Consider the following 22,668-nt stretch of genomic DNA (forward strand, 5'->3'; position numbering starts at 1 on the left):
TTTTTCGACTTTAATGAAAGAAAAGCGAAGCGGGGAGGTGTAAGCCAGTAACGGCAAGGTCTGGGCGTTGAAACGGTAGGATATTTTTCGTTGTCAGTTGTGGGGAAAGCGGCAAGAAAAAAGCCAGTCAGCTTACCTTGACTGGCTCTAGGGGACATACTGAGGAGGGCTTACTGACCGATATCGCGCAGCTTTTTACCTGCCATCAGGTTACGTTCAATGTGCTCCAGCGAAACGTTTTTGGTTTCGGGAATCAACATCACCGTCAGGACGATGAAGAAGACGTTGAGCAGGCCGTAGACCCAGAAGGTCGGCGCATTGCCCAGCGTATTCAGCATGGTCAGGAAGGTTGCGCCGACAATCATGTTGGCGATCCAGTTAGTCGTGGTTGAAACAGTGATACCGAAATCGCGTCCTTTCAGAGGCTGAATTTCAGAACACAGAACCCAGATCAGCGGACCGGCTGACATGGCAAAGCCCACGATAAACATCAGCAGCATGCCAATGGCAAAGTACTGCGCACCTTGTGAATGAATGCCCATGTGCAGCATGGTGCCAAGAACGCCCATACCGGCTGCCATCACCAGGAAGCCCAGAATCAAGGTAGGCTTACGGCCCCAGCGATCCACCAGACCGATAGCAATAAAGGTTGCCAGTACGTTAACCAGGCCGACAATCACCGTTCCCCACATCTGCTGGGTGGTATTCGCAAAACCCGCAATCTCAAAAATTTTCGGTGCGTAATACATGATGACGTTCATGCCGGTAAACTGTTGCATCACCTGCAGCAGAATGCCCAGGTACACCGCACGACGGAAGTGGCTGCTACTGGTAAATAATCCCCAGCCTGACTGTTTGATCTTCAGGCTTTCACGGATCTCATCCAGCTCGCGCTTCGCCTGCTCACTGGTATCACGCAGGCGATCCAGTACGCGTTGCGCATCACGGAAGTTTCCTTTCGCCGCCAGCCAGCGTGGGCTGTTTGGCAGAAAGAACACGCCGATCAGCAGCAGCAGGGCAGGAATGGTGATCACGCCCAGCATCCAGCGCCAGTTACCTGTGAAGCTGAACGCGGTATCGGAAAGGTACGCACCCAGAATACCGATGGTAATCATCAACTGATAAAGCGAGATCATACTGCCGCGGATTTTTTCAGGCGCAATCTCAGAAAGATAGAGCGGCGCAGTGTAAGAGGCGATACCGACCGCCAGGCCTAACAGCACGCGTGCGCTGATCAGCATTTCTGGGTTAGGTGCCATGGCTGACCACAGTGAGCCAATAACAAACAGGATCGCACCAGCCATCAGGCTTTTTTTACGCCCCAGACGCGATGACATCCAGCCGCTGCCGATAGCACCGATGGCCGCCCCGAACATCATTGAGCTGACAATCCACTCCTGTTGGTGTGCCGTAACGTTAAAGTCCTTCGCGATAAAGGGCAGTGCACCGGCGATAACGCCGATATCCAACCCAAACAGCAGGCCTGCAAGGGCTGCCAGAAAGCAGACAAATAAGGTCATTGCCTTATTTGAGGTTCTGCTTTTATGTGAATTGCCAGGCATGGTTGCCTCCAAAATTATCCATCATTGTTGTTATCGATGTTAAAAAACCTTATCTGGGCAAAAAGTGAGCCCGATCACATTGATGTAATCGCTTACACTTGCTGAAACCCTGAAATCCAGCATTTATAACCCAGAAAGGTCAAGTAACCAGTGAGGTATAGCACCCTCGAAGTTTCTGACAATGCCCTGTTTAACGCCTATCAGATGACGCTGAAAATAACGCATTTTAGGAAGAATAACTACGGCGATAAATTCCTAAATAGCCGATATCTAAAGCGTTTCAAATTGTAAGCGTTAACACATTAGCTGAGCACAGGCTGAGAGAAAGTGTAGCTGAGTTAAAAAAATGTGCAGGTGGGGGAAACTGAAGGCCCGAGAGGAATAAAAGAAAAAAAAAGCCCCGCCGCGAGGCAGGACTTTTTGAGACGTTTTCAGGCTTACAGGCTTACAGGCTTACAGGCTTACAGGCTTACAGGCTTACAGGCTTACAGGCCCGCAGCCTCACGCAACTGTTCTGCTTTGTCAGTTTTTTCCCAAGGGAAATGTTCGCGACCAAAGTGGCCATAGGCAGCGGTTTCTTTATAGATCGGATGCAGCAGATCCAGCATCTGAATCAGGCCGTAAGGACGCAGATCGAAGAACTCGCGCACCAGTAAGGTCAGCTGTTCAGTAGACACTTTCTCAGTGCCAAAGGTCTCGACCATGATGGAGGTCGGCTCGGCAACACCGATGGCGTAGGAAACCTGGATCTCACAACGATCGGCCAGACCCGCTGCCACGATGTTTTTTGCAACATAGCGGGCGGCATAGGCGGCTGAACGGTCAACTTTTGACGGGTCTTTGCCTGAGAAGGCGCCACCGCCGTGACGTGCCATACCGCCGTAGGTATCAACAATGATTTTGCGACCGGTCAGGCCACAGTCACCCATTGGGCCACCGATAACAAAACGGCCCGTTGGGTTGATGTGATATTTGGTGGATGCGCTCAGCCACTCGGCAGGCAGGACGGGCTTGATGATTTCTTCCATCACCGCTTCCTGCAGATCTTTTTGTGAGATCGCTTCGCTGTGCTGAGTTGACAGAACGACCGCATCAATACCGACGATTTTGCCGTCGTCGTACTGGAAGGTCACCTGGCTTTTGGCATCCGGACGCAGCCATGGCAGCGTGCCGTTCTTACGCACTTCGGCCTGACGCTGAACCAGACGGTGCGCATAGGTCACCGGGGCTGGCATCAGAACGTCGGTTTCGTTTGTCGCATAGCCAAACATCAAACCCTGATCGCCCGCACCCTGTTCCAGCGGATCGCTGCGGTCAACGCCCTGGTTGATATCCTGAGACTGTTTGCCAATAGCGCTTAATACTGCGCAGGAGTTGGCATCAAAGCCCATATCGGAATGAACATAGCCGATTTCACGTACGGTATTACGAGTGATTTCTTCAATATCAACCCAGGCGCTGGTGGTGATCTCACCGCCAACCAGAACCATACCGGTTTTAACGTACGTTTCGCAGGCCACGCGCGCTTTGGGATCCTGTTCCAGGATCGCATCAAGCACAGCATCAGAAATCTGGTCGGCGATTTTATCAGGATGTCCTTCGGATACGGACTCGGATGTAAAAAGATGTTTAGCCATTATGTTCTTTACCTTACCAATGGTTTGAATTCGACTGCATAGCGCAAGTGAGTATTAGCTGACTTAACGCCCCTTAAGGCAAAGCCGTGAGCAGTCAGGTAGTGTCAGCACGCAGGCCAACTCCGCCTGGATATTAACCTGTTTAGATGGAAAACCATCTGGACGTCTATTTTAGGTTACGCGGTGAGCGAATTACCAGCCCTTTTTGATGTTGCACTGTTAACTTTACGCGCAGCAGTGGAAAATCCTGCTGACAGCGCGTGCTTTAAGCAAATAATCTCTTTGCTTTTTTTAGGCGCAAAATGTATAAAACGCCGCTGCGTTCTCAGCAGAAAGAAGGATGACGCGCTTACCGCGTCGCGCCCGTCAGACAGCTGTCTGGCTTTCACCCTGGTGGTTTTCCACATGTCCAGGACATGTGCGGAGGTGATACGAGTAATGAGCCTTATCTTCTCTCTCCCGGCCTTTTCGCGTGCTGGTACGGCGCTGGCGTTATCCTGTTTCCCGTCCTTATTTCTCTTCTGCCGACATTTTATTGGTTTCGGTAATTATCCCGACACAAGCGCTGGTTAACCTCTGACGCGATAGCGGTTTATATCGTCCAGGCGGTGAGCGTCGTGAATTATTCGCGGCCCTTTTGTACCTGACGCGGCTGAGTGTTTTACACTTAACACTACAGTGATGCATCGTGCAGGTTCGCAACGCAGACAGAGCATGACGTAATATGTGGCAACGAATTTCCAGACTCCCGACCTTCAAGTCGGTTTACATTATTATCTTTCAACGGAAAATTGAGGTTCGCGATGTCTGACGGCATGAAGAATATCAAGGGTTCGTCAGCTGGCGAACAAGGTGCACTCCGCTCAATGCAGGAGGTGGCGATGAACGATCAGGACGCCAGCCTGATGCTGCGGACCTACAACATTGCCTGGTGGGGCAATAACTACTATGACGTCAATGAACTGGGTCATATTAGCGTCTGCCCCGATCCGGATCGTCCGGATGTGCGTGTCGATCTGGCTAAGCTGGTTAAGGAACGCGAGGCCCAGGGCCAACGCCTGCCCGCGCTGTTCTGTTTCCCTCAGATTCTTCAGCATCGCCTGCGCTCAATAAACGCTGCTTTTAAACGCGCACGTGAGTCTTACGGTTACACCGGTGATTACTTCCTGGTGTATCCCATCAAGGTGAACCAGCATAAGCGCGTCATCGAATCCCTGGTCAATTCTGGCGAACCGCTGGGTCTGGAAGCCGGTTCAAAAGCCGAACTGATGGCGGTACTGGCCCATGCCGGTCAGACCCGTTCGGTTATTGTATGTAATGGTTACAAAGATCGTGAATATATTCGTCTGGCGCTGATTGGCGAGAAGATAGGGCACAAGGTTTATCTGGTTCTGGAGAAGATGACTGAAGTGCGCATGGTGCTGGAAGAAGCCGAGCGCCTGAATGTGGTACCGCGTCTGGGCATTCGTGCACGTCTCGCTTCGCAGGGGTCTGGTAAGTGGCAGTCGAGCGGCGGCGAAAAATCTAAATTTGGCCTGTCAGCAACGCAGGTGCTCAAGCTGGTTGAAATCATGCGTGAAGCGGGCCGAATCGACAGCCTGCAGCTGCTGCATTTCCATTTGGGATCGCAGATGTCTAACATTCGCGATATCGCGACCGGGGTGCGTGAGTCTGCGCGCTTCTATGTGGAACTGGCAAAACTCGGCGTCAACATTAAGTGCTTTGACGTTGGCGGCGGCCTCGGCGTTGACTATGAAGGTACCCGTTCGCAGTCCGACTGTTCGGTCAATTACGGGCTGAATGAATATGCCAATAACGTGATCTGGGGAATTGGCGCAGCCTGTGACGAGCATGGACTTGAGCACCCAACGGTGATTACCGAATCCGGCCGCGCAGTCACGGCTCACCACACGGTGCTGGTATCTAACATCATCGGCGTTGAGCGTAACGAATTCAGTAAGCCAGAAGCGCCAGAGATTGAGGATGCCCCGCGTCCTATCCTGAGCATGTGGGAAACCTGGCAGGAGATGCACGAGCCGGACACGCGTCGTTCGCTGCGTGAATGGCTGCACGACAGCCAGATGGACCTGTTTGATATCCATACAGGCTACTCATCCGGAACCTACAGCCTGAAACAGCGCGCCTGGGCAGAACAGCTTTATCTGAGCATCTGTCACTACATTCAGCAGCATCTTGATCCCAGCAACCGCGCGCACCGTCCGATCATCGACGAGTTGCAGGAGCGCATGGCGGACAAGATCTACGTTAACTTCTCGCTGTTCCAGTCCATGCCGGATGCATGGGGCATCGATCAGCTGTTCCCTGTGCTGCCGCTGGAAGGCCTGAATAAAAAGCCGGAACGTCGTGCCGTGCTGCTGGACATCACCTGTGACTCTGACGGTACCATCGATCACTATGTTGATGGTGACGGTATTGCCACAACCATGCCGATGCCGGAGTACGACGTGGACAACCCACCGATGCTCGGCTTCTTTATGGTCGGCGCCTATCAGGAAATCCTGGGTAACATGCATAACCTGTTTGGTGACACCGAAGCGGTTGACGTGTTTGCCTTCCAGAATGGCGAGGTGGAGGTTCAGCTGTCGGATGAGGGCGATACCGTGGCCGACATGCTGCAGTATGTTCAGCTCGATCCGAACGAACTGATGACGCTGTTCCGTAAGCAGATTCAGACCTCTGAACTGGATGACGAACTGCGTGAGCAGTTCCTGCAGGAGTTCGAAAGTGGTCTGTATGGCTACACCTATTTAGAAGACGAATAAAGCCCCGCGAAGCGCTTGCAGCGGGTCGGGACATTGTTGATAATCGGCAGCAACCCATCCCTTCCTCGTCGGGCCTAACGACGCGGAGGGGATTTTTTTTATCTCAACCTTCATGGTGCGCGGCCCAGGCCCGCCTCATGCACAGACAGAGGACGACTTATGTACAATACCCTCGGCAATCAGTACGACAATTCACTGGTTTCTAACGCCTTTGGTTTTATGCGTTTTCCGGTTAATTTCCAGCCTTACGACAGCGACGCAGAGTGGGTGATCACCGGGGTGCCCTTTGACGCCGCGACCTCAGGCCGTCCGGGCAGCCGTCTTGGCCCAGGCGCTATCCGCCAGATTTCGACCAATCTCGCCTGGGAAGGCTGCCGCTGGCCGTGGGAGTTTGACCTGCGTCAGCGCCTGAACGTGGTGGACTGCGGCGATCTGGTTTACGCCTTTGGTGATTCACAGGATCTGTCTGACAAGCTGCAGGCCCACGCAGAGAAACTGCTGGCGAACGGCAAACGCATGATGACCTTTGGTGGCGATCACTACGTCACGCTTCCCCTGCTGCGCGCGCATGCGAAGCACTTTGGTAAAATGGCGCTGGTACACTTTGACGCCCATACCGATACCTACTCTAATGGTCCAACGTTTGACCATGGCACCATGTTCTTTACCGCACCGAAAGAGGGGCTCATCGATCCTCAGCACTCGGTGCAAATCGGTATTCGTACCGAATTCGACAAAAGCCTGGGCTTTAACGTGCTGGATGCTGCTCAGGTTAACGACCGCAGCGTGGACGATCTTCTGGCGGAAATTAAGCGCACCGTCGGCGACCTGCCGGTTTATCTGACATTTGATATCGACTGTCTGGATCCTGCGCATGCGCCGGGCACCGGTACGCCGGTCATTGGCGGTTTAACCACAGATAAAGCCACTAAACTGATTCGTGGTTTACAGGGCATGAATATCGTGGGGATGGATCTGGTGGAAGTCGCGCCGGGTTACGATCACGCCGATCTGACGGCACTTGCCGCCGCTACGCTGGCGCTGGACATGTTGCACGTTCAGGCAGCGAATAAAGGCTGATGCGACAGAGGGATAACTTCAGGGTTATCCCTCTGATTCTGACTTACTTGCCGTCTGCGGCGATGCGATCGCGAATATGCTGCGCACGCGCTTCGGAGTCAGGATGCGAGTCAAACATTGAGCTTTGACGGCCCTGTTCCAGTTTTGCCAGTTTTTCAAAGCTGGTTGCCAGCCCGACCGGATCAATACCGCGCTTTTTCAGCAGGTTGTATGAGTAGTCATCAGCCTGAGTCTCCTGCGTCTGCGAGAACTGGGCATTTACTAATTTTTCACCCATATCACCCAACTGCGACTGTGACAGCGAACCAATAATACCGCCAGCCGATGCCGCCGCGGTGCGTGCTGCCGTTGTGGTGAAGGCGACCTGCATCGCTTTGCGCGTATGACCCAGCGCAACGTGGCCCATTTCATGGCCCAGTACCGCCTCGACTTCATTGTCGGTCATCATATCCATCAGTCCGCTGTAAACGCGGATGCAGCCATTGGCCATTGCCCAGGCGTTAACGTCTTTGGTCTGGTAAACCTTGTAGTTAGCCGGAATACCATTGATGTTGTCGCCCAGTGCCGCAGCGATTTTATTCAGCCGTTGCTGGTACTCGCTGTCAGCTGGCGCGACCTGATTTTCTTTGTCCATTTGGGCGCAGGACTGATCGCTAAGCTGCTTAACCTGAGCATCGCTCAACGTGTAAGCCTGAAATGCCTGTGCGCCGGATTGCAGCAGACCATTACTATTTACACCCTCACAGCCGCTAAGCAGCGCAACCAGGCCCAGAGCCAGTGCCATTTTATGAATTTTCATTCTGTCGTCCCATAAGTAACAAGATAAAAAACAAACACCTGAATCCGTACAAGGTGGTTTAACCAACAGGTTATAGTTCGTGATAAACCCTTTTGCTAGCAGACATGACTGGAAAAGCCAGACGAAGCGGGAACATTTAGCGTTTTACGACATTACTTTTGCCCCGTTTTTCATGTACATTGTGGTGAAACTTTTCCCCGTGCTTTGCCCGATAGCTGATTAATTACAACAGGTTAAGGCGCAAATCATTAATCCGAACTGGAGTAGAAGATGCCCTCTCGTAAAGATCTTGCCAACGCCATTCGCGCGTTAAGTATGGACGCAGTGCAAAAAGCTAAATCGGGACATCCGGGTGCCCCGATGGGAATGGCGGATATCGCCGAAGTCTTGTGGCGCGGCTATCTCAATCATAACCCAACCAACCCACACTGGGCCGATCGCGACCGTTTTGTTCTGTCCAATGGTCACGGTTCGATGCTGATTTACAGCCTGCTGCACCTTACCGGCTACGATTTACCGATTAGCGAGCTGGAAAACTTCCGTCAGTTGCATTCTAAAACGCCGGGGCACCCTGAATATGGCTATACCGTGGGCGTGGAAACCACGACCGGTCCGCTGGGGCAGGGCATCGCTAACGCCGTAGGTTTTGCCATTGCGGAGCGCACGCTGGCAGCACAGTTCAACCGTCCGGGCCATGAGATCGTAGATCATAATACCTGGGTCTTTATGGGCGACGGCTGCATGATGGAAGGCATCTCACACGAAGTGTGCTCGCTGGCGGGTACGCTGAAGCTGGGCAAGCTGGTGGCATTCTATGATGACAATGGTATCTCTATCGATGGTCATGTTGACGGCTGGTTCACCGATGACACCGCGAAGCGCTTCGAAGCGTACGGCTGGCATGTGGTGCGCGGCGTTGACGGTCACGATGCCGACGCCATCGCGAAAGCCATTGAAGAAGCGAAAGCGGTGAGCGACAAGCCGTCACTGCTGATGTGCAAAACTGTGATCGGTTTTGGTTCACCGAATAAAGCGGGGACCCACGACTCACACGGCGCACCGCTGGGCGATGACGAGATTGCGCTCACCCGCAAACAGTTAGGCTGGGACTATCCGCCTTTCGTTATTCCTTCAGACATTTATGCTGAGTGGGATGCTAAGGAAGTAGGCAAGGCGAAAGAGGATGCGTGGAACACGAAATTCGCGGCCTATGCCAGTGCCTTCCCAGAGCTGGCTGCAGAATTTACGCGCCGCATGAGCAACGAACTGCCGGCTAACTGGCAGCAGGAATCGCAGAAGTTTATCGAGCAGTTACAGGCTAACCCGGCGAAAATCGCCAGCCGTAAAGCCTCACAAAATGCGATCGAAGCCTTTGGTAAAATCCTGCCAGAATATCTGGGCGGTTCGGCTGATCTGGCACCCAGTAACCTCACCATCTGGTCTGGCTCTAAGCCCATCAATGAAGACGCTGCCGGCAACTATATTCATTACGGCGTGCGTGAATTCGGTATGACCGCGATTGCCAACGGTCTGGCGCTGCATGGCGGCTTCCTGCCTTATACCGCGACCTTCCTGATGTTTGTTGAGTATGCACGTAACGCCGCCCGTATGGCCGCGCTGATGAAAATCCGTCAGATTATGGTTTATACCCACGACTCTATTGGCCTGGGCGAAGATGGCCCGACGCACCAGCCGGTAGAGCAGATGGCGAGCCTGCGTACCACACCAAACATGAGCCTGTGGCGTCCGTGTGATCAGGTGGAATCAGCAGTGGCGTGGAAATATGCGATTGAGCGTAAAGATGGTCCAAGCGCACTGATCTTCTCTCGTCAGAATCTGGCGCAGCAGGATCGTACCGCAGAGCAGCTGGCAAACGTGGCCCGCGGCGGTTATGTGCTGAAAGACAGCGCGGGCACGCCAGAGCTGATTCTGATCGCCACCGGTTCAGAAGTTGAACTAGCTGTGGCTGCGTATCAGAAACTGACCGATGAAGGCCGTAAGGTTCGCGTGGTTTCCATGCCATCAACGGATGCGTTCGACAAGCAGTCTGCAGAGTATCGTGAATCTGTCCTGCCGAAGGCCGTTGCCGCTCGCGTTGCCATTGAAGCGGGTATTGCAGACTATTGGTTCAAATATACTGGCCTGAACGGCGCTATCGTCGGCATGACCACCTTTGGTGAGTCAGCGCCTGCTGAGAAGCTGTTTGAAGTCTTCGGCTTCACGGTAGACAACGTAGTAGCGAAAGCAAAAGCGTTGCTGGCCTGACAGAAGGGCACAGGCGAGTGAAGGCTCGCCTGTGCCCAGATGAAAGGGGGCGCAGTTTGCCCCCTTATCGACAAAATTATTCCTGTAGTAATAGCGATTTTTTGCGTAATTTTGTGATGTAGATCCAAAAATACGCAGCCCGCTTGATCGCAATCATTCCCGTTATTCCTTCCTTCTATTATCCTAGCTGAACCGTTTCAGTTGAGGCTGCTTTGCCTGCGGTCGGGCTAAGAATCTCCTGTACAAAATGCAGTGAAACGCTCAGGCTATCTGCACCTTTTTTTCAGTCTGGTTTGGCAGGAGAAAGATGACCATTCGGGTAGCGATAAACGGCTTTGGTCGCATTGGGCGCAACGTGTTGCGTGCACTTTATGAAACGGGCCGCCGCGCGGAGATCACAGTGGTGGCAGTTAACGAACTGGCTGAGGCTGCGGGCATGGCGCACCTGCTAAAGTACGATACCAGTCATGGGCGTTTCGCGCTGGATGTGCGTCAGGAGCGTGATCAGCTGTGGGTCGGAGACGATATTATCCGTATTCTGCATCGTGCCGGACTGGACGAACTGCCCTGGGGCGAGCTTAAAGTTGACGTGGTGCTGGACTGCACAGGCGTTTACGGTTCCCGTGATGACGGCGAAGCCCATCTGCGTGCAGGAGCGAAGAAAGTGCTGTTTTCCCATCCAGGGGGGAACGATCTTGATGCAACCGTGGTGTACGGCGTTAACGAGCAGGAACTGAAACAAACGGACTGTATTGTCTCTAATGCATCCTGTACCACTAACTGCATTATTCCGGTGATCAAGCTACTGGATGACGCTTTTGGTATCGAGTCGGGGACGGTAACGACTATCCATTCGGCGATGCACGATCAGCAGGTAATTGACGCCTACCACAGCGATCTGCGCCGTACGCGTGCGGCCAGTCAGTCTATCATCCCGGTGGATACCCGGTTGGCGGCAGGCATTGCGCGTATTTTTCCGAAATTTAACGATCGCTTCGAAGCCATCGCGGTTCGCGTACCGACGATCAACGTGACGGCCATTGATCTCAGCGTTTCCGTGCGCCAGCCCGTTCGGGCCTGTGAGGTTAACGCCTTGTTGCAAAGCGCGGCAGAAGGGGCATTTCGTGGTATAGTTGACTATACAGAATTGCCGTTAGTCTCAGTAGATTTCAACCATGATCCGCACAGTGCCATTGTGGACGGTACACAAACGCGGGTCAGCGGTCAGCATCTGATCAAAACCCTGGTCTGGTGTGACAACGAATGGGGCTTTGCTAACCGAATGCTCGACACAACGTTAGCGATGGCCGCAAGCGGTTTCAGGTAAGACGCGGTTTGCGTCTGGCAAAACTTATGAGAATCAACGAGAGGGTTCACCATGTCCGTAATTAAGATGACCGATCTGGATCTTGCTGGCAAACGCGTTTTAATTCGCGCCGATCTCAATGTACCAGTGAAAGAAGGGAAAGTGACGTCAGATGCACGTATTCGTGCTTCACTGCCAACTATCGAAGCGGCGTTGAAACAGGGCGCCAAAGTGATGGTTACCTCTCACCTGGGTCGTCCGACCGAAGGTGAATACAACGAAGAATTCTCACTGCTGCCAGTAGTGAACTACCTGAAAGAGAAACTGAACGGTACTCAGGTTACCCTGGCGAAAGACTACCTCGACGGCGTCGATATCGGCGCGGGCGAACTGGTCGTACTGGAAAACGTTCGCTTCAATAAAGGCGAAAAGAAAGACGACGAAGCGCTGTCTAAGAAATACGCTGCGCTGTGCGACGTCTTTGTTATGGATGCTTTTGGTACCGCGCACCGCGCCCAGGCATCCACGCATGGCGTTGGCAAATTTGCCCCTGTCGCCTGTGCTGGCCCGCTGCTGTCAGCTGAGCTGGAAGCGCTGGGTAAAGTGATGAAGAACCCTGAGCGCCCGCTGGTGGCTGTGGTCGGTGGTTCTAAGGTTTCAACCAAATTTGACGTGCTGCAGTCGCTGGTGAAGATTGCCGATACCGTGATTGTCGGCGGCGGCATCGCCAACACCTTTGTCGCTATCGACAACAACGTGGGCAAATCGCTGTATGAGCCAGACTTCGTTGACGCGGCTAAAGGCCTGCGCGATCAGTACGGCATTCCTGTTCCAACCGATTCACGTGTTGGCACGGAATTCTCTGAAACTGCCCCGGCAACCGTGAAAAAGGTTTCGGAAGTCGCAGATAACGAAGAGATTATGGACTTCGGTGATGAAACCGCTCAGGCCATGGCGACCATCCTGAAGAATGCCAAAACCATTCTGTGGAACGGCCCGGTGGGCGTGTTTGAATTCCCGAACTTCCGCAAAGGCACCGAGATTGTGGCTAACGCCATTGCAGACAGCGAAGCATTCTCAGTGGCGGGCGGCGGTGATACGCTGGCGGCTATCGACCTGTTCGGTATCGAAGACAAAATCTCCTACATCTCTACCGGCGGCGGTGCCTTCCTGGAGTTCGTGGAAGGCAAAAAACTGCCTGCCGTAGCCATGCTGGAAGAGCGTGCGAAGCAGTAATCCTTTGGGGGCGGTGCCCTACGGCATCGCCTAAAAACTCGCCCGAAACCGGGCGTTTAAATCGCTGTCCCCGTATCGGGGATAACCGGTCACGAAACAGGACACAATCATGTCTAAAATTTTTGATTTCGTAAAACCCGGCGTTGTCACTGGTGATGACGTTCAGAAGATCTTCAAAGTAGCGAAAGAGAACAAATTCGCTCTGCCTGCGGTCAACTGCGTCGGCACCGACTCCATTAACGCTGTACTGGAAGCCGCGGCGAAAGTAAAAGCGCCGGTTATCGTACAGTTCTCCAACGGTGGTGCTGCATTCATCGCCGGTAAAGGTTTTAAAACAGACAAGCCACAGGGCGCAGCGATTTTCGGTGCCATCTCTGGCGCACACCACGTGCATCTGATGGCTGAGCAGTACGGCGTGCCGGTTATCCTGCATACCGACCACTGCGCCAAGAAACTGCTGCCGTGGATCGACGGTCTGCTGGACGCGGGCGAAGAGCACTTCAAGAAAACCGGTAAGCCGCTGTTCTCTTCTCACATGATCGACTTGTCCGAAGAGTCACTGGAAGAAAACATCGAAATCAGCAGCAAATACCTGGCGCGCATGGCGAAAATCGACATGACCCTGGAAATCGAGCTGGGCTGCACCGGTGGTGAAGAAGATGGCGTAGATAACAGCCATATGGATGCTTCAGCGCTTTACACTCAGCCAGAAGACGTAAACTACGCGTACGAAAAACTGAATGCGATCAGCCCGCGCTTCACCATTGCGGCCTCTTTCGGTAACGTGCACGGCGTTTACAAGCCAGGCAACGTTAAACTGACCCCAACCATTCTGCGTGATTCACAGAAATATGTCTGTGAAAAACACGGTCTGCCGCACAACGCGCTGGATTTCGTATTCCACGGTGGTTCAGGTTCATCTGCTGCAGAAATCGAAGAGTCTATCAGCTACGGCGTGATCAAGATGAATATCGATACCGATACCCAATGGGCAACCTGGGACGGCATCCTGCAGTACTACAAAAAGAACGAAGGCTATCTTCAGGCGCAGCTGGGTAACCCAGAAGGCGCAGACAAGCCTAACAAGAAATACTATGACCCACGTGTATGGCTGCGCTCTGCCCAGGCATCCATGGTGGTGCGTCTGGAGCAGGCGTTCAAAGAACTCAACGCCGTTGACGTTCTGTAAGCATCACGTTGCTGGCGTCTGAGTTCGAGAGAACGGCAGACGAACGACTCAGTCCCGATCGTCCGATCGGGACTTTTTTTTTATCCTTTCTGCTCACGCTCAGTTTCATTTCTTTTTGTCGGGCGACACATTCTGACGTGCTGTCACAACCTCACTGCAGCGTGCGCTGTATCCTGTATGTGGCTTAACAGGTGAGGGCAATCGTATGGCCGTCAAACGCATTGTGGCGAATATTCGGGCCGGAAATATGGAAGAAGCAGAACGCTTCTACGGTGACATTCTCGATCTGAAACTGGCGATGGATCACGGATGGATCATGACCTGGGCCGCGGATAACACGATGGTGCCGCAGGTCAGTATTGCGCGGGAAGGCGGCGCCGGCACAGCTGTTCCGGATTTATCCATTGAGGTTGATAATCTTGATGAGGTGTATCAACGCGTTGTCGCTGCGAGGCTGCCGGTCGACTATGCGCTTACAGAAGAAGCGTGGGGCGTGCGTCGTTTTTATGTCCGTGATCCGTTTGGCAGGCTGATTAATATACTCAGCCATGTGCCCTGAACAAACATCCTGCGCTGATCCTGGCGTGCTGATGCGTAAGTGTGCAAAACCGCCTTCCCGTATCACTCAGTTTGGCGTCTGGCTAAATAATTGATTACCCTTAACCATTGGGTGTCGGATTACATCTGGCAGTTTTTTGTCTTTCCCCACAGGGGATCCATCGACAGGGCTTACAAATGGAAGACTTGAATGTTGTTAATGGCATTAACAGTGCCGGTGGCTGGCTGGTACATAACCAGGCGCTGATTCTGAGTTATGCCGTCAATATCGTCGCGGCAATTGCTATTATCATTGTTGGCATGATCATCGCCAGGGTGATTTCTAACACGGTTAATCGCCTGCTGCTTGCGCGCCATATTGACGCCACCGTAGCCGATTTCCTTTCCGCCCTGGTGCGCTATGGCGTTATCGCTTTCACGGTCATTGCTGCGCTGGGTCGTGTCGGCGTGCAGACGGCATCGGTTATCGCCGTGCTGGGTGCCGCCGGTCTGGCAGTAGGTTTAGCCCTGCAAGGCTCGCTCTCCAATCTGGCGGCTGGCGTCCTCCTGGTCACCTTCCGTCCTTTCCGCACCGGTGAGTTTGTCGATTTGGGCGGCGTAATGGGCACCGTGCTCAATGTGCAAATTTTCTCGACCACCCTGAAATCTGCCGACGGCAAAATCGTTGTGGTGCCAAATGGTAAAATCATCAGTGGCAATATCATCAACTTCTCGCGCGAGCCAGTGCGCCGGAATGAATTCATTATCGGCGTTGCCTACGAAGCCGATGTGGATGAGGTGATTGCCCTGTTGCGCGGCGTCGTTGAGGCCGATCAGCGCGTACTTAAAGAACGTGGCATCCAGATTGGCCTGAATGAATTAGGGGCGTCATCGCTTAACTTCGTGGTGCGTTGCTGGAGTAACAGCAGCGATCTGCAGGACGTTTACTGGGACTTACTGAAAAACTTTAAACGTGCGCTGGACAGCAAAGGTATTGGCATCCCTTATCCACAAATGGATGTGCACCTGCACCAGGTTCAACAACCTGAAAGCGAGACGACCGCAACGCAGTAATGTTAATGGGCGGCAGCGGTCGCCCATTAATTTTGTTAATAGCAGATTAATTTTTTCAATTTCCGCTAATCTGACTCGCTCTTTATAATCCCTGCATCTCACCGATGTAAGGAATGTCATCCAGTGTTAACCATTTACTTTCAAGGGCTTGCTCTTGGGGCGGCGCTTATCCTGCCGTTAGGCCCACAAAACGCCTTCGTGCTGAACCAGGGGGTAAAGCGCCAGTATCATTTGATGACTGCGGCGCTTTGTGCGTTAAGCGATATCGCATTGATCTGTGCAGGCATTTTTGGCGGCAGTGCGCTCCTGAACCAGTCTCCCTTACTGCTGATGCTGATTACTTGTGCCGGGGTTGCCTTTCTGCTCTGGTTCGGTTGGGGCGCCTTACGCACGGCATTTAGCCGTAACATTGAACTGGCGTCGGGTAGCCACGCAACGCAGAGCAGAAAACGAATTATCGCGACGATGTTGGCGGTGACCTGGCTGAATCCGCATGTTTATCTTGATACCTTTGTTGTGCTGGGAAGCCTGGGCGGGCAGTTGCCCGGAACGGTTGCACGACAGTGGTTTGCGCTGGGGACCATCAGCGCCTCGGTGCTGTGGTTTTTCGGTCTGGCGCTGCTGGCGGCCTGGCTTGCGCCTCTACTGCAAACGGCGCGCGCTCAACGCATCATCAATCTGCTGGTCGGTGCGGTCATGTGGTTTATTGCGTTTCAGCTTGCCCGGCAGGTCATCACGGGATTTTGAGTAAAAGCTATACGAAAACGGGTTATTGAGGCCAGTCTGCCGAACTTTTGCCATAATCTTCACTCCAAACAACGCGTAATATGATGCGCTTGTGGGCTTCATGTACTGGGAGCCATCGAACTGACCTTTTCAAGGAGGACTTTCATGAAACTGAAAGCATTGGCGCTTGCCGCGATGATGAGTGCAGGGGCATTGCCTTTGAGCGTACAGGCTGACGAACTGCCGAACGGACCCCATGTTGTTACGTCAGGTAAGGCAACTGTAGATGCCCGCCCGGATATCGCGACGCTGTCAATTGTGGTGAATGTCTCATCGAAAGATGCCGCAGAGGCAAAAAAGCAGGTCGATAGCCGCGTAGCGCAATATTTTGATTTCCTGCAAAAAAACGATATTGAGAAAAAGGATATCGAAGCCGCGAACCTGACGACGCAGCCAGAATATGATTACACCAAAGACGGTAAGTCACAGCTCAAAGGCTACCGTGCGGTGCGTCAGGTTCAGGTCACCGTACGTCAGCTGGACAAACTTAACGATCTGCTTGATGGTGCGCTGAAGTCAGGTCTGAATGAAGTGCGTAGCGTTGAACTGGGCGTCGCTAATCCTGAAAGCTACAAGCAGCAGGCACGTCAGGCCGCAATCAAAAATGCGACCCAACAGGCGGCTGAACTGGCTGAAGGTTTTAATGCCAAACTGGGCCCGATCTACAGCATTCGTTATCAGGTGGCAAACTATCAGCCAATGCCAATGAACCGCATGTTTAAAGCCGCGGCTGTGGCAGATACTTCTGCACAGGAAACCTACGATCAGCAAAGCATCAACTTTGATGACCAGGTGGATGTGGTTTTTGAGATGAAACCAAATACGGCACAGTAAGCCTTTATTGGTATTGTGGTTAAGCCATCAGGGGCAATTTTTGCCAGGCGGTCCTCGCGCCGCTGATGCGGTTCCTTCACATCGCTCATCAACCTGACGGACCGGCGCAGCCGGCACATCCCTGTGCCGGCTGCGCCTTTTACCCGCATCCTTGCGGGTAAATCCTGGTTGATTCCCTCTGCTCAGCGCTGCGTATTGCCTTCTAAAAAATGCCCCTGACGGCCATTAACGCCGTGCCGCTTTCACAAGTGCACCTTCTCACCGCAACGCCCAAATTTTGCTGCGGCAAAGGGCGATTATTCCGCCGTATCCTGACGTAGCACCCGATGGCCATGCGCAATCAGCGCATCCGTTACTCGACGCATCAGGCGGCTTTCAGGTGCAAAGCGGTGCCAGTACAGCATCCGACGTTGATACAGCCCCGGCGTGAGGTCGATTAGCTCGCCACTCGCCAGTTCGCGTTCAATCTGCAGATGAGGGATCATACAGCAGGTCGAGCCCTGCCGGGCCATCTGCACAAACGCTTCGGACGAGTTGACGATGTGGCAGGGAACGCTACCCGGTGATAAATCAAAATTCTGCTGCAAAAAGGCCTGATGCATATCATCCAGGTGATCAAATGCCACGGCTGGCGCTTTAAGCAGGGCGGAACGCGTTACACCATTGGGGAAAAAGCGCTCTGCAAAATCCTTTGACGCCACAAACAAATAATCCAGCGCACCCAGTTGATCCACCAGACAGCTGGGTAGCGGCTGCGGTTGAATACTGACTGCGCCAACCACTTCGCCTCGTCTCAGACGCTCTTGAGTGCGGGTTTCATCCTCAACCTGAAGGTTCAGGCGCACAGGCGAATCGGCCAGTACGTCTTTTAATGCCGGTAACAGCCACGTTGCCAGACTGTCGGCGTTGACCGCCAGCGACAGCAGTAGCGGCGTGGTGCCGCTGTTCTCATCGCCCAGCCACTCTTCCTCCAGTAACTCAACCTGGTGCAGAAGTGCGAGCAGCTTTTGCCCCTGTTCAGTGGGACGAGGCGGTACCGTACGAACTAATAACGGCTGACCAAACAGATTTTCCAACTGTTTAATGCGTTGCGAGACGGCAGACTGCGTAATGCAAAGTTTTTGTGCGGCACGTTCAAATCCGCGTTCACGTATCACTGCGTCCAGCGCCTGAAGCGTTCTGTAGTCCGGGCGTTTCATTATTTTTCTCTCTCCTTCAGGATGGACGTTACTATGCCACAAATATTCCAACGGAAATGTCAGCGATATTTTTGTGGGCTGGCTTCCAAAGCATTAAATCCGCCCAATGCATCCGAGCATTTTCAGCAAGCCTTGCTTTATACTACGCGCATTTCCTTATCGCACAGGTTCTAAACATATCATGACCCAGGATGAACTGAAAAAAGCTGTTGGTTGGGCCGCACTGGATTATGTGCAGCCCGGTACTGTCGTTGGCGTCGGTACGGGTTCTACGGCCGCTCACTTTATTGATGCGCTCGGCAGCATTAAACATCAGATTGAGGGGGCCGTATCCAGTTCCGAAGCGTCGACGCAAAAGCTAAAAAGCCTGGGCATTCAGGTGTTTGATTTGAACGAGATTGATGATCTGGCCATTTATGTCGACGGTGCCGATGAAATTAACCCACAAATGCAGATGATCAAAGGGGGCGGTGCTGCCTTAACTCGCGAGAAAATCGTCGCGGCGGTCGCCAAAAAGTTTATCTGTATCGCCGACGCATCCAAAGAAGTGGACGTGCTTGGACGCTTCCCGTTGCCGGTTGAAGTTATCCCGATGGCGCGAAGCTATGTCGCGCGTGAACTGGTGAAGCTGGGCGGTTTGCCGGAATATCGTCAGAATGTGGTGACCGACAACGGTAATATCATTCTTGATGTGCACAACCTGCGTATTCTCGATCCCATCGAGCTGGAAAAAACGATTAATGCCCTGCCTGGCGTTGTCACCGTGGGGCTGTTCGCCACGCGTGGCGCAGATGTCGCATTGATTGGCGGACCTGACGGTGTCAAAACCCTCAAAAAATAAAGCACCGGGCGCACAACAGGGCGCCCGCTTTTTTTGATTTAAAAAAACTTTTCTCACCAGGCTGAAATTTGGTGACTTATGTCACATAACCGTCATCGGCAGCGGGTTCGTTCTTCTCGATGCGGCCAACCCACGATTTTGTCTGGCAAAGTACGTCCTCTGAGCCCTGCCATGCTGGCGGTCAGGCAATCGTTTGTATTGCCGCAGGCGATTTTTTTGATATTTTGACAGACGGCTGACTGCGTTCAGTCCTCGTTGAATTCTGAATAGGGTTGGGAAATGGCAAAGGTATCACTGGAAAAAGACAAAATTAAGTTCCTGCTGGTGGAAGGTGTCCATCAGAGCGCGCTGGAAAATCTTCGTGCTGCAGGTTACACCAATATTGAATTCCACAAAGGCGCACTGGATGCCGAGGCGTTAAAAGCTTCCGCTCGCGATGCGCATTTTATCGGTATCCGTTCCCGTTCCCAACTGACCGAAGAGATTTTTGCCGCTGCAGAAAAACTGGTAGCGGTGGGCTGTTTCTGTATCGGAACGAATCAGGTTGATTTAAATGCCGCAGCGAAACGCGGTATCCCGGTTTTTAACGCACCTTTCTCAAATACGCGCTCTGTGGCCGAGCTGGTTATTGGCGAGATGCTGCTGATGCTGCGCGGTGTTCCGGAAGCGAATGCCAAAGCGCACCGTGGTATCTGGAATAAAATCGCCAAAGGCTCTTTTGAAGCGCGCGGTAAAAAGCTGGGTATCATTGGCTATGGCCATATCGGTATGCAACTGGGCGTGCTGGCAGAAAGTCTGGGCATGCACGTTTACTTCTATGACATCGAAAACAAGCTGCCGTTGGGCAACGCATCACAGGTTCGTAGCCTGACGCAGCTGCTAAATATGAGTGACGTTGTCAGCCTGCATGTCCCGGAAACCGCCTCTACGCAAAATATGATTTCTGCCAATGAGCTGGCGCAGATGAAGCCTGGCGGCCTGCTGATAAACGCCTCACGCGGCACCGTGGTAGATATTCCTGCACTGTGCGAAGCGCTGGCCAGCAAGCAGGTTGGTGGCGCTGCGATTGATGTGTTCCCTGTAGAGCCGGCGACCAACAGCGATCCGTTTGTTTCCCCACTGAGCGAATTCGACAACGTTATCCTGACGCCGCACATCGGGGGATCGACGGAAGAAGCGCAGGAGAATATCGGGATTGAAGTCGCGGGCAAGCTGGCGAAATATTCGGATAACGGTTCAACGCTGTCCGCCGTCAATTTCCCGGAAGTGTCATTGCCGATGCACGGCATTAGCGCCAGTCGTCTGCTGCATATTCACGAAAACCGTCCGGGCGTTCTCACCGCGATCAACCAGATTTTCGCTGAACAAGGCATCAACATTGCCGCTCAGTACCTGCAAACCTCTCCGATGATGGGTTATGTGGTCATCGACATTGATGCTGAGCACGAACTGGCAGAGAAAGCTCTGCAGCTGATGAAGGCGATTCCGGGAACGATTCGCGCCCGCCTGCTTTACTGATCCCACGCTGTCACCTACCCGGGCACACAAGCATGCCCGGGTTTATTCATCCCATAGCCACAGTTTTGATGGCGTCAGCACGGCCGGCAAAGGAATGTCCCACGCCGCTGTAGGCAGCGCGTCAACCCGCTGACAGTCATGAGCGATACCCACCGGTAAAAACCCATGCTGTTTCCAGTTCTGTAAGGTGCGATCGTAGAAGCCGCCCCCCATTCCTAAACGCTGTCCGGCGCGATCAAACGCCACCAGCGGTACCATCATTACGTCCAGTTCATCCAGCGTGATCAGATGGCGGATATCCAGCGGGGGTTCGGGAATGCGCAGTTTATTTTGGATTAACTGTGTTTCTGGCGTATAGCGCAGAAAAAGCAGATGGCCCGCTGCGAAGGGGTGCAGAACCGGCAGGTAAACCCGTTTGTTTTGCTGCCACAGCCTGGCGATAAGCGGTCGTGTATTGATTTCGCCATCAACAGACAAAAACAGTGCCACGTTGTTGGCATCGGCCAGTGGTGCAAAGTTGATCGCATGTTGGGCGAGTTGTTCGGCTGCCGCATGTTGCTGCTCAGCGCTCAGAGCGCGACGTAGGTGGCGAACGTGCTGACGGATGTCCTGACGCAGTACTAAAGAGGGTGCTGACATGGTGTCCCCCAGACAAAGTCGCTTAAGCGACGCATTATATCATGCCTGGTGGGAGGTAATGCAGTACGACCAGAAAGGAGATCTCCGAGATGCCGCCGTAGGCTGTAACCCTTGAACCCTTGGTTCAAGGTGAACATGCCGTCGCAACCATCAGGCTTCTCGGACGGACCGAGCATGCTCACAGGTTGCGGAGCGTCACATTCTGTTGGTATGAAATATCGGCTCAGGGGACTGGCCCACTTGCAAACATCTCAGAGAAAATTGACTTCACCGTTAGTGTAGCACACTGACCATGAAGTGTTATTCGAACTTCGCATCCTGGCGGTCGGTTATGCGACCTTGCTCAACTAAAGCCTGTTCAATTGTCTGCTGTAACATACGGATTCGTTGTTCCATGTTAGCAGCATAGTCACGCGTCTTACCTTTCTCTTGTGCCAGTTCATGGCAAATGTTTAACGCGGCAATGAACACCAGTTGCTCTGTATTTGTGACTCTAGTGCGAACTTTTAAATCTTGCAACCGTTGATTGAGATCTTCTGCTGCCGCGTTCAGCGCATCTTGCTGTTCAGGCGGACAATTCACTCTCAAAGAACGACCAAAAATTTGTAAATCTACCGGTTGTGCAGACATGCCACCTTCCTGACTGATTACCTGGCTCGCCATTCCCCTTAGCCTTCAATGGCCTGGGAGGCGGGCAACTATATAGACCTGAGAAATAAGATACAACCCCTTTTCTGGAAACCTTGAGGCAGCTAGTGGTAGCATACCACGAACTCTTACAGCCAACGACGATGAAAAATGATGTCTTCACAGAACGCAACCCCCGATTACAACGCGCTGGCGGCGGCGCTCTCACAGCATGGCGTGGGCATGACGCCTGCGGAAATGCACGGCTTACTCAGCGGCATCTTATGTGGCGGTAACGCGGATAACAGCTGGAAAACGCTGGTCCACGATCTTGCGAACGAAGGCATGGCTTTTTCGCAGACGCTGTCCCTGCCACTGCAGTCTTTGCATGAAAGCATTGCGACTGCGCTAGAGGACGATGGCTTCCTTTTTCAACTGATGCTGCCCGCCGATGATGACATTACGGTGTTTGATCGCGCTGATGCACTGGCGGGCTGGGTAAACCATTTTTTACTTGGTCTGGGCGTAACCCAGCCTAAACTGGATAAGGTCACCGGTGAAACGGGCGAGGCCATTGACGATCTGCGCACGATTGCTCAGTTGGGCTACGACGAAGACGAAGATCAGGAAGAATTAGAGCAGTCGCTGGAAGAGGTGATTGAGTACGTTCGTGTTGCAGCACTACTTTGCCACGACACTTTCACTCGTCCGCAACCGACTGCGCCAGAAGTACAAAAGCCAACGCTACACTAAGCC

The 22,668-nt window shown here is 53.0% G+C and carries 19 protein-coding genes and 1 other RNA gene; 13 read left to right on the forward strand and 7 right to left on the reverse strand.

Annotation, left to right across the window (positions count from 1 at the left end):
- Nucleotides 1–170: 170 nt before the first annotated feature.
- Together QLG08_RS13130 and metK are read right to left on the reverse strand one after the other, a co-directional pair.
- Entirely contained in the window at nucleotides 171–1,562 is a 1,392-nt protein-coding gene (locus tag QLG08_RS13130) for a sugar porter family MFS transporter (RefSeq protein ID WP_014594508.1), read from the reverse strand.
- A gap of 485 nt (nucleotides 1,563–2,047) precedes the next feature.
- On the reverse strand, nucleotides 2,048–3,199 hold the full coding sequence (gene metK / locus QLG08_RS13135; protein ID WP_013027081.1) for a methionine adenosyltransferase: 1,152 nt from the start codon (nucleotides 3,197–3,199) through the stop codon (nucleotides 2,048–2,050).
- A gap of 803 nt (nucleotides 3,200–4,002) precedes the next feature.
- On the opposite strand from metK, the gene speA reads away from it, so the two are divergent.
- Together speA and speB are read left to right on the forward strand one after the other, a co-directional pair.
- Complete coding sequence (speA, locus tag QLG08_RS13140; protein WP_014594507.1) at nucleotides 4,003–5,982, forward strand: biosynthetic arginine decarboxylase; 1,980 nt, start codon at nucleotides 4,003–4,005, stop codon at nucleotides 5,980–5,982.
- A 159-nt stretch (nucleotides 5,983–6,141) separates the two neighbouring features.
- On the forward strand, nucleotides 6,142–7,062 hold the full coding sequence (gene speB / locus QLG08_RS13145) for an agmatinase (RefSeq protein ID WP_013027079.1): 921 nt from the start codon (nucleotides 6,142–6,144) through the stop codon (nucleotides 7,060–7,062).
- A gap of 43 nt (nucleotides 7,063–7,105) precedes the next feature.
- Here the strand turns inward: speB and QLG08_RS13150 are convergent, their stop codons facing one another.
- The gene (locus QLG08_RS13150; protein ID WP_015699583.1) at nucleotides 7,106–7,861 is read right to left on the reverse strand and encodes a M48 family metallopeptidase; all 756 of its coding nucleotides are present in this window, start codon (nucleotides 7,859–7,861) and stop codon (nucleotides 7,106–7,108) included.
- A 270-nt stretch (nucleotides 7,862–8,131) separates the two neighbouring features.
- Here QLG08_RS13150 and tkt point away from each other — a divergent pair, with 270 nt between their 5' ends.
- From tkt to QLG08_RS13190, 8 genes are all read left to right on the forward strand, one after another.
- Entirely contained in the window at nucleotides 8,132–10,126 is a 1,995-nt protein-coding gene (gene tkt, locus QLG08_RS13155) for a transketolase (RefSeq protein WP_013027077.1), read from the forward strand.
- A gap of 307 nt (nucleotides 10,127–10,433) precedes the next feature.
- Nucleotides 10,434–11,453: an erythrose-4-phosphate dehydrogenase gene (epd, locus tag QLG08_RS13160; RefSeq protein ID WP_024471431.1), complete on the forward strand. Its 1,020-nt coding sequence runs from the start codon at nucleotides 10,434–10,436 to the stop codon at nucleotides 11,451–11,453.
- 51 nt (nucleotides 11,454–11,504) lie between these two features.
- The gene (gene pgk / locus QLG08_RS13165) at nucleotides 11,505–12,668 is read left to right on the forward strand and encodes a phosphoglycerate kinase (protein ID WP_013027075.1); all 1,164 of its coding nucleotides are present in this window, start codon (nucleotides 11,505–11,507) and stop codon (nucleotides 12,666–12,668) included.
- Between the two features lie 109 nt (nucleotides 12,669–12,777).
- Nucleotides 12,778–13,857, forward strand: a complete 1,080-nt coding sequence (gene fbaA / locus QLG08_RS13170) for a class II fructose-bisphosphate aldolase (protein WP_013027074.1) — start codon at nucleotides 12,778–12,780, stop codon at nucleotides 13,855–13,857.
- Between the two features lie 205 nt (nucleotides 13,858–14,062).
- The gene (locus QLG08_RS13175; RefSeq protein ID WP_015699585.1) at nucleotides 14,063–14,416 is read left to right on the forward strand and encodes a VOC family protein; all 354 of its coding nucleotides are present in this window, start codon (nucleotides 14,063–14,065) and stop codon (nucleotides 14,414–14,416) included.
- A gap of 176 nt (nucleotides 14,417–14,592) precedes the next feature.
- Nucleotides 14,593–15,468: a small-conductance mechanosensitive channel MscS gene (gene mscS, locus QLG08_RS13180; protein WP_014594505.1), complete on the forward strand. Its 876-nt coding sequence runs from the start codon at nucleotides 14,593–14,595 to the stop codon at nucleotides 15,466–15,468.
- Between the two features lie 123 nt (nucleotides 15,469–15,591).
- Nucleotides 15,592–16,215 (forward strand): arginine exporter ArgO, encoded by a 624-nt coding sequence (argO, locus tag QLG08_RS13185; RefSeq protein WP_013027071.1) that lies wholly within the window; start codon nucleotides 15,592–15,594, stop codon nucleotides 16,213–16,215.
- Between the two features lie 144 nt (nucleotides 16,216–16,359).
- The gene (locus QLG08_RS13190; RefSeq protein ID WP_282472968.1) at nucleotides 16,360–17,088 is read left to right on the forward strand and encodes an oxidative stress defense protein; all 729 of its coding nucleotides are present in this window, start codon (nucleotides 16,360–16,362) and stop codon (nucleotides 17,086–17,088) included.
- A 296-nt stretch (nucleotides 17,089–17,384) separates the two neighbouring features.
- On the opposite strand, the gene QLG08_RS13195 is transcribed toward QLG08_RS13190, so the two are convergent.
- Nucleotides 17,385–18,287 (reverse strand): LysR family transcriptional regulator ArgP, encoded by a 903-nt coding sequence (locus QLG08_RS13195; RefSeq protein ID WP_014594503.1) that lies wholly within the window; start codon nucleotides 18,285–18,287, stop codon nucleotides 17,385–17,387.
- 181 nt (nucleotides 18,288–18,468) lie between these two features.
- On the opposite strand from QLG08_RS13195, the gene rpiA reads away from it, so the two are divergent.
- Nucleotides 18,469–19,128, forward strand: a complete 660-nt coding sequence (rpiA, locus tag QLG08_RS13200; RefSeq protein ID WP_014605122.1) for a ribose-5-phosphate isomerase RpiA — start codon at nucleotides 18,469–18,471, stop codon at nucleotides 19,126–19,128.
- A gap of 279 nt (nucleotides 19,129–19,407) precedes the next feature.
- On the forward strand, nucleotides 19,408–20,646 hold the full coding sequence (serA, locus tag QLG08_RS13205) for a phosphoglycerate dehydrogenase (RefSeq protein ID WP_013027067.1): 1,239 nt from the start codon (nucleotides 19,408–19,410) through the stop codon (nucleotides 20,644–20,646).
- 42 nt (nucleotides 20,647–20,688) lie between these two features.
- Here the strand turns inward: serA and QLG08_RS13210 are convergent, their stop codons facing one another.
- The 3 genes from QLG08_RS13210 to zapA all read right to left on the reverse strand — a co-directional run bounded on the left by QLG08_RS13210 (nucleotide 20,689) and on the right by zapA (nucleotide 21,915).
- Nucleotides 20,689–21,285: a 5-formyltetrahydrofolate cyclo-ligase gene (locus tag QLG08_RS13210; RefSeq protein ID WP_013027066.1), complete on the reverse strand. Its 597-nt coding sequence runs from the start codon at nucleotides 21,283–21,285 to the stop codon at nucleotides 20,689–20,691.
- Nucleotides 21,286–21,362: 77 nt separating this feature from the next.
- A non-coding RNA gene (gene ssrS / locus QLG08_RS13215) (6S RNA) lies at nucleotides 21,363–21,546 on the reverse strand.
- Between the two features lie 39 nt (nucleotides 21,547–21,585).
- Entirely contained in the window at nucleotides 21,586–21,915 is a 330-nt protein-coding gene (gene zapA / locus QLG08_RS13220) for a cell division protein ZapA (protein ID WP_015699590.1), read from the reverse strand.
- A gap of 171 nt (nucleotides 21,916–22,086) precedes the next feature.
- Here zapA and QLG08_RS13225 point away from each other — a divergent pair, with 171 nt between their 5' ends.
- Nucleotides 22,087–22,665 carry a YecA family protein gene (locus QLG08_RS13225; RefSeq protein ID WP_024471434.1) on the forward strand — a complete coding sequence of 193 codons (579 nt, stop codon included), beginning with the start codon at nucleotides 22,087–22,089 and terminating at the stop codon, nucleotides 22,663–22,665.
- Nucleotides 22,666–22,668: the final 3 nt, after the last annotated feature.

Source organism: Pantoea sp. V106_11 (genome assembly GCF_029967885.1).
Taxonomy (GTDB): domain Bacteria; phylum Pseudomonadota; class Gammaproteobacteria; order Enterobacterales; family Enterobacteriaceae; genus Pantoea; species Pantoea ananatis.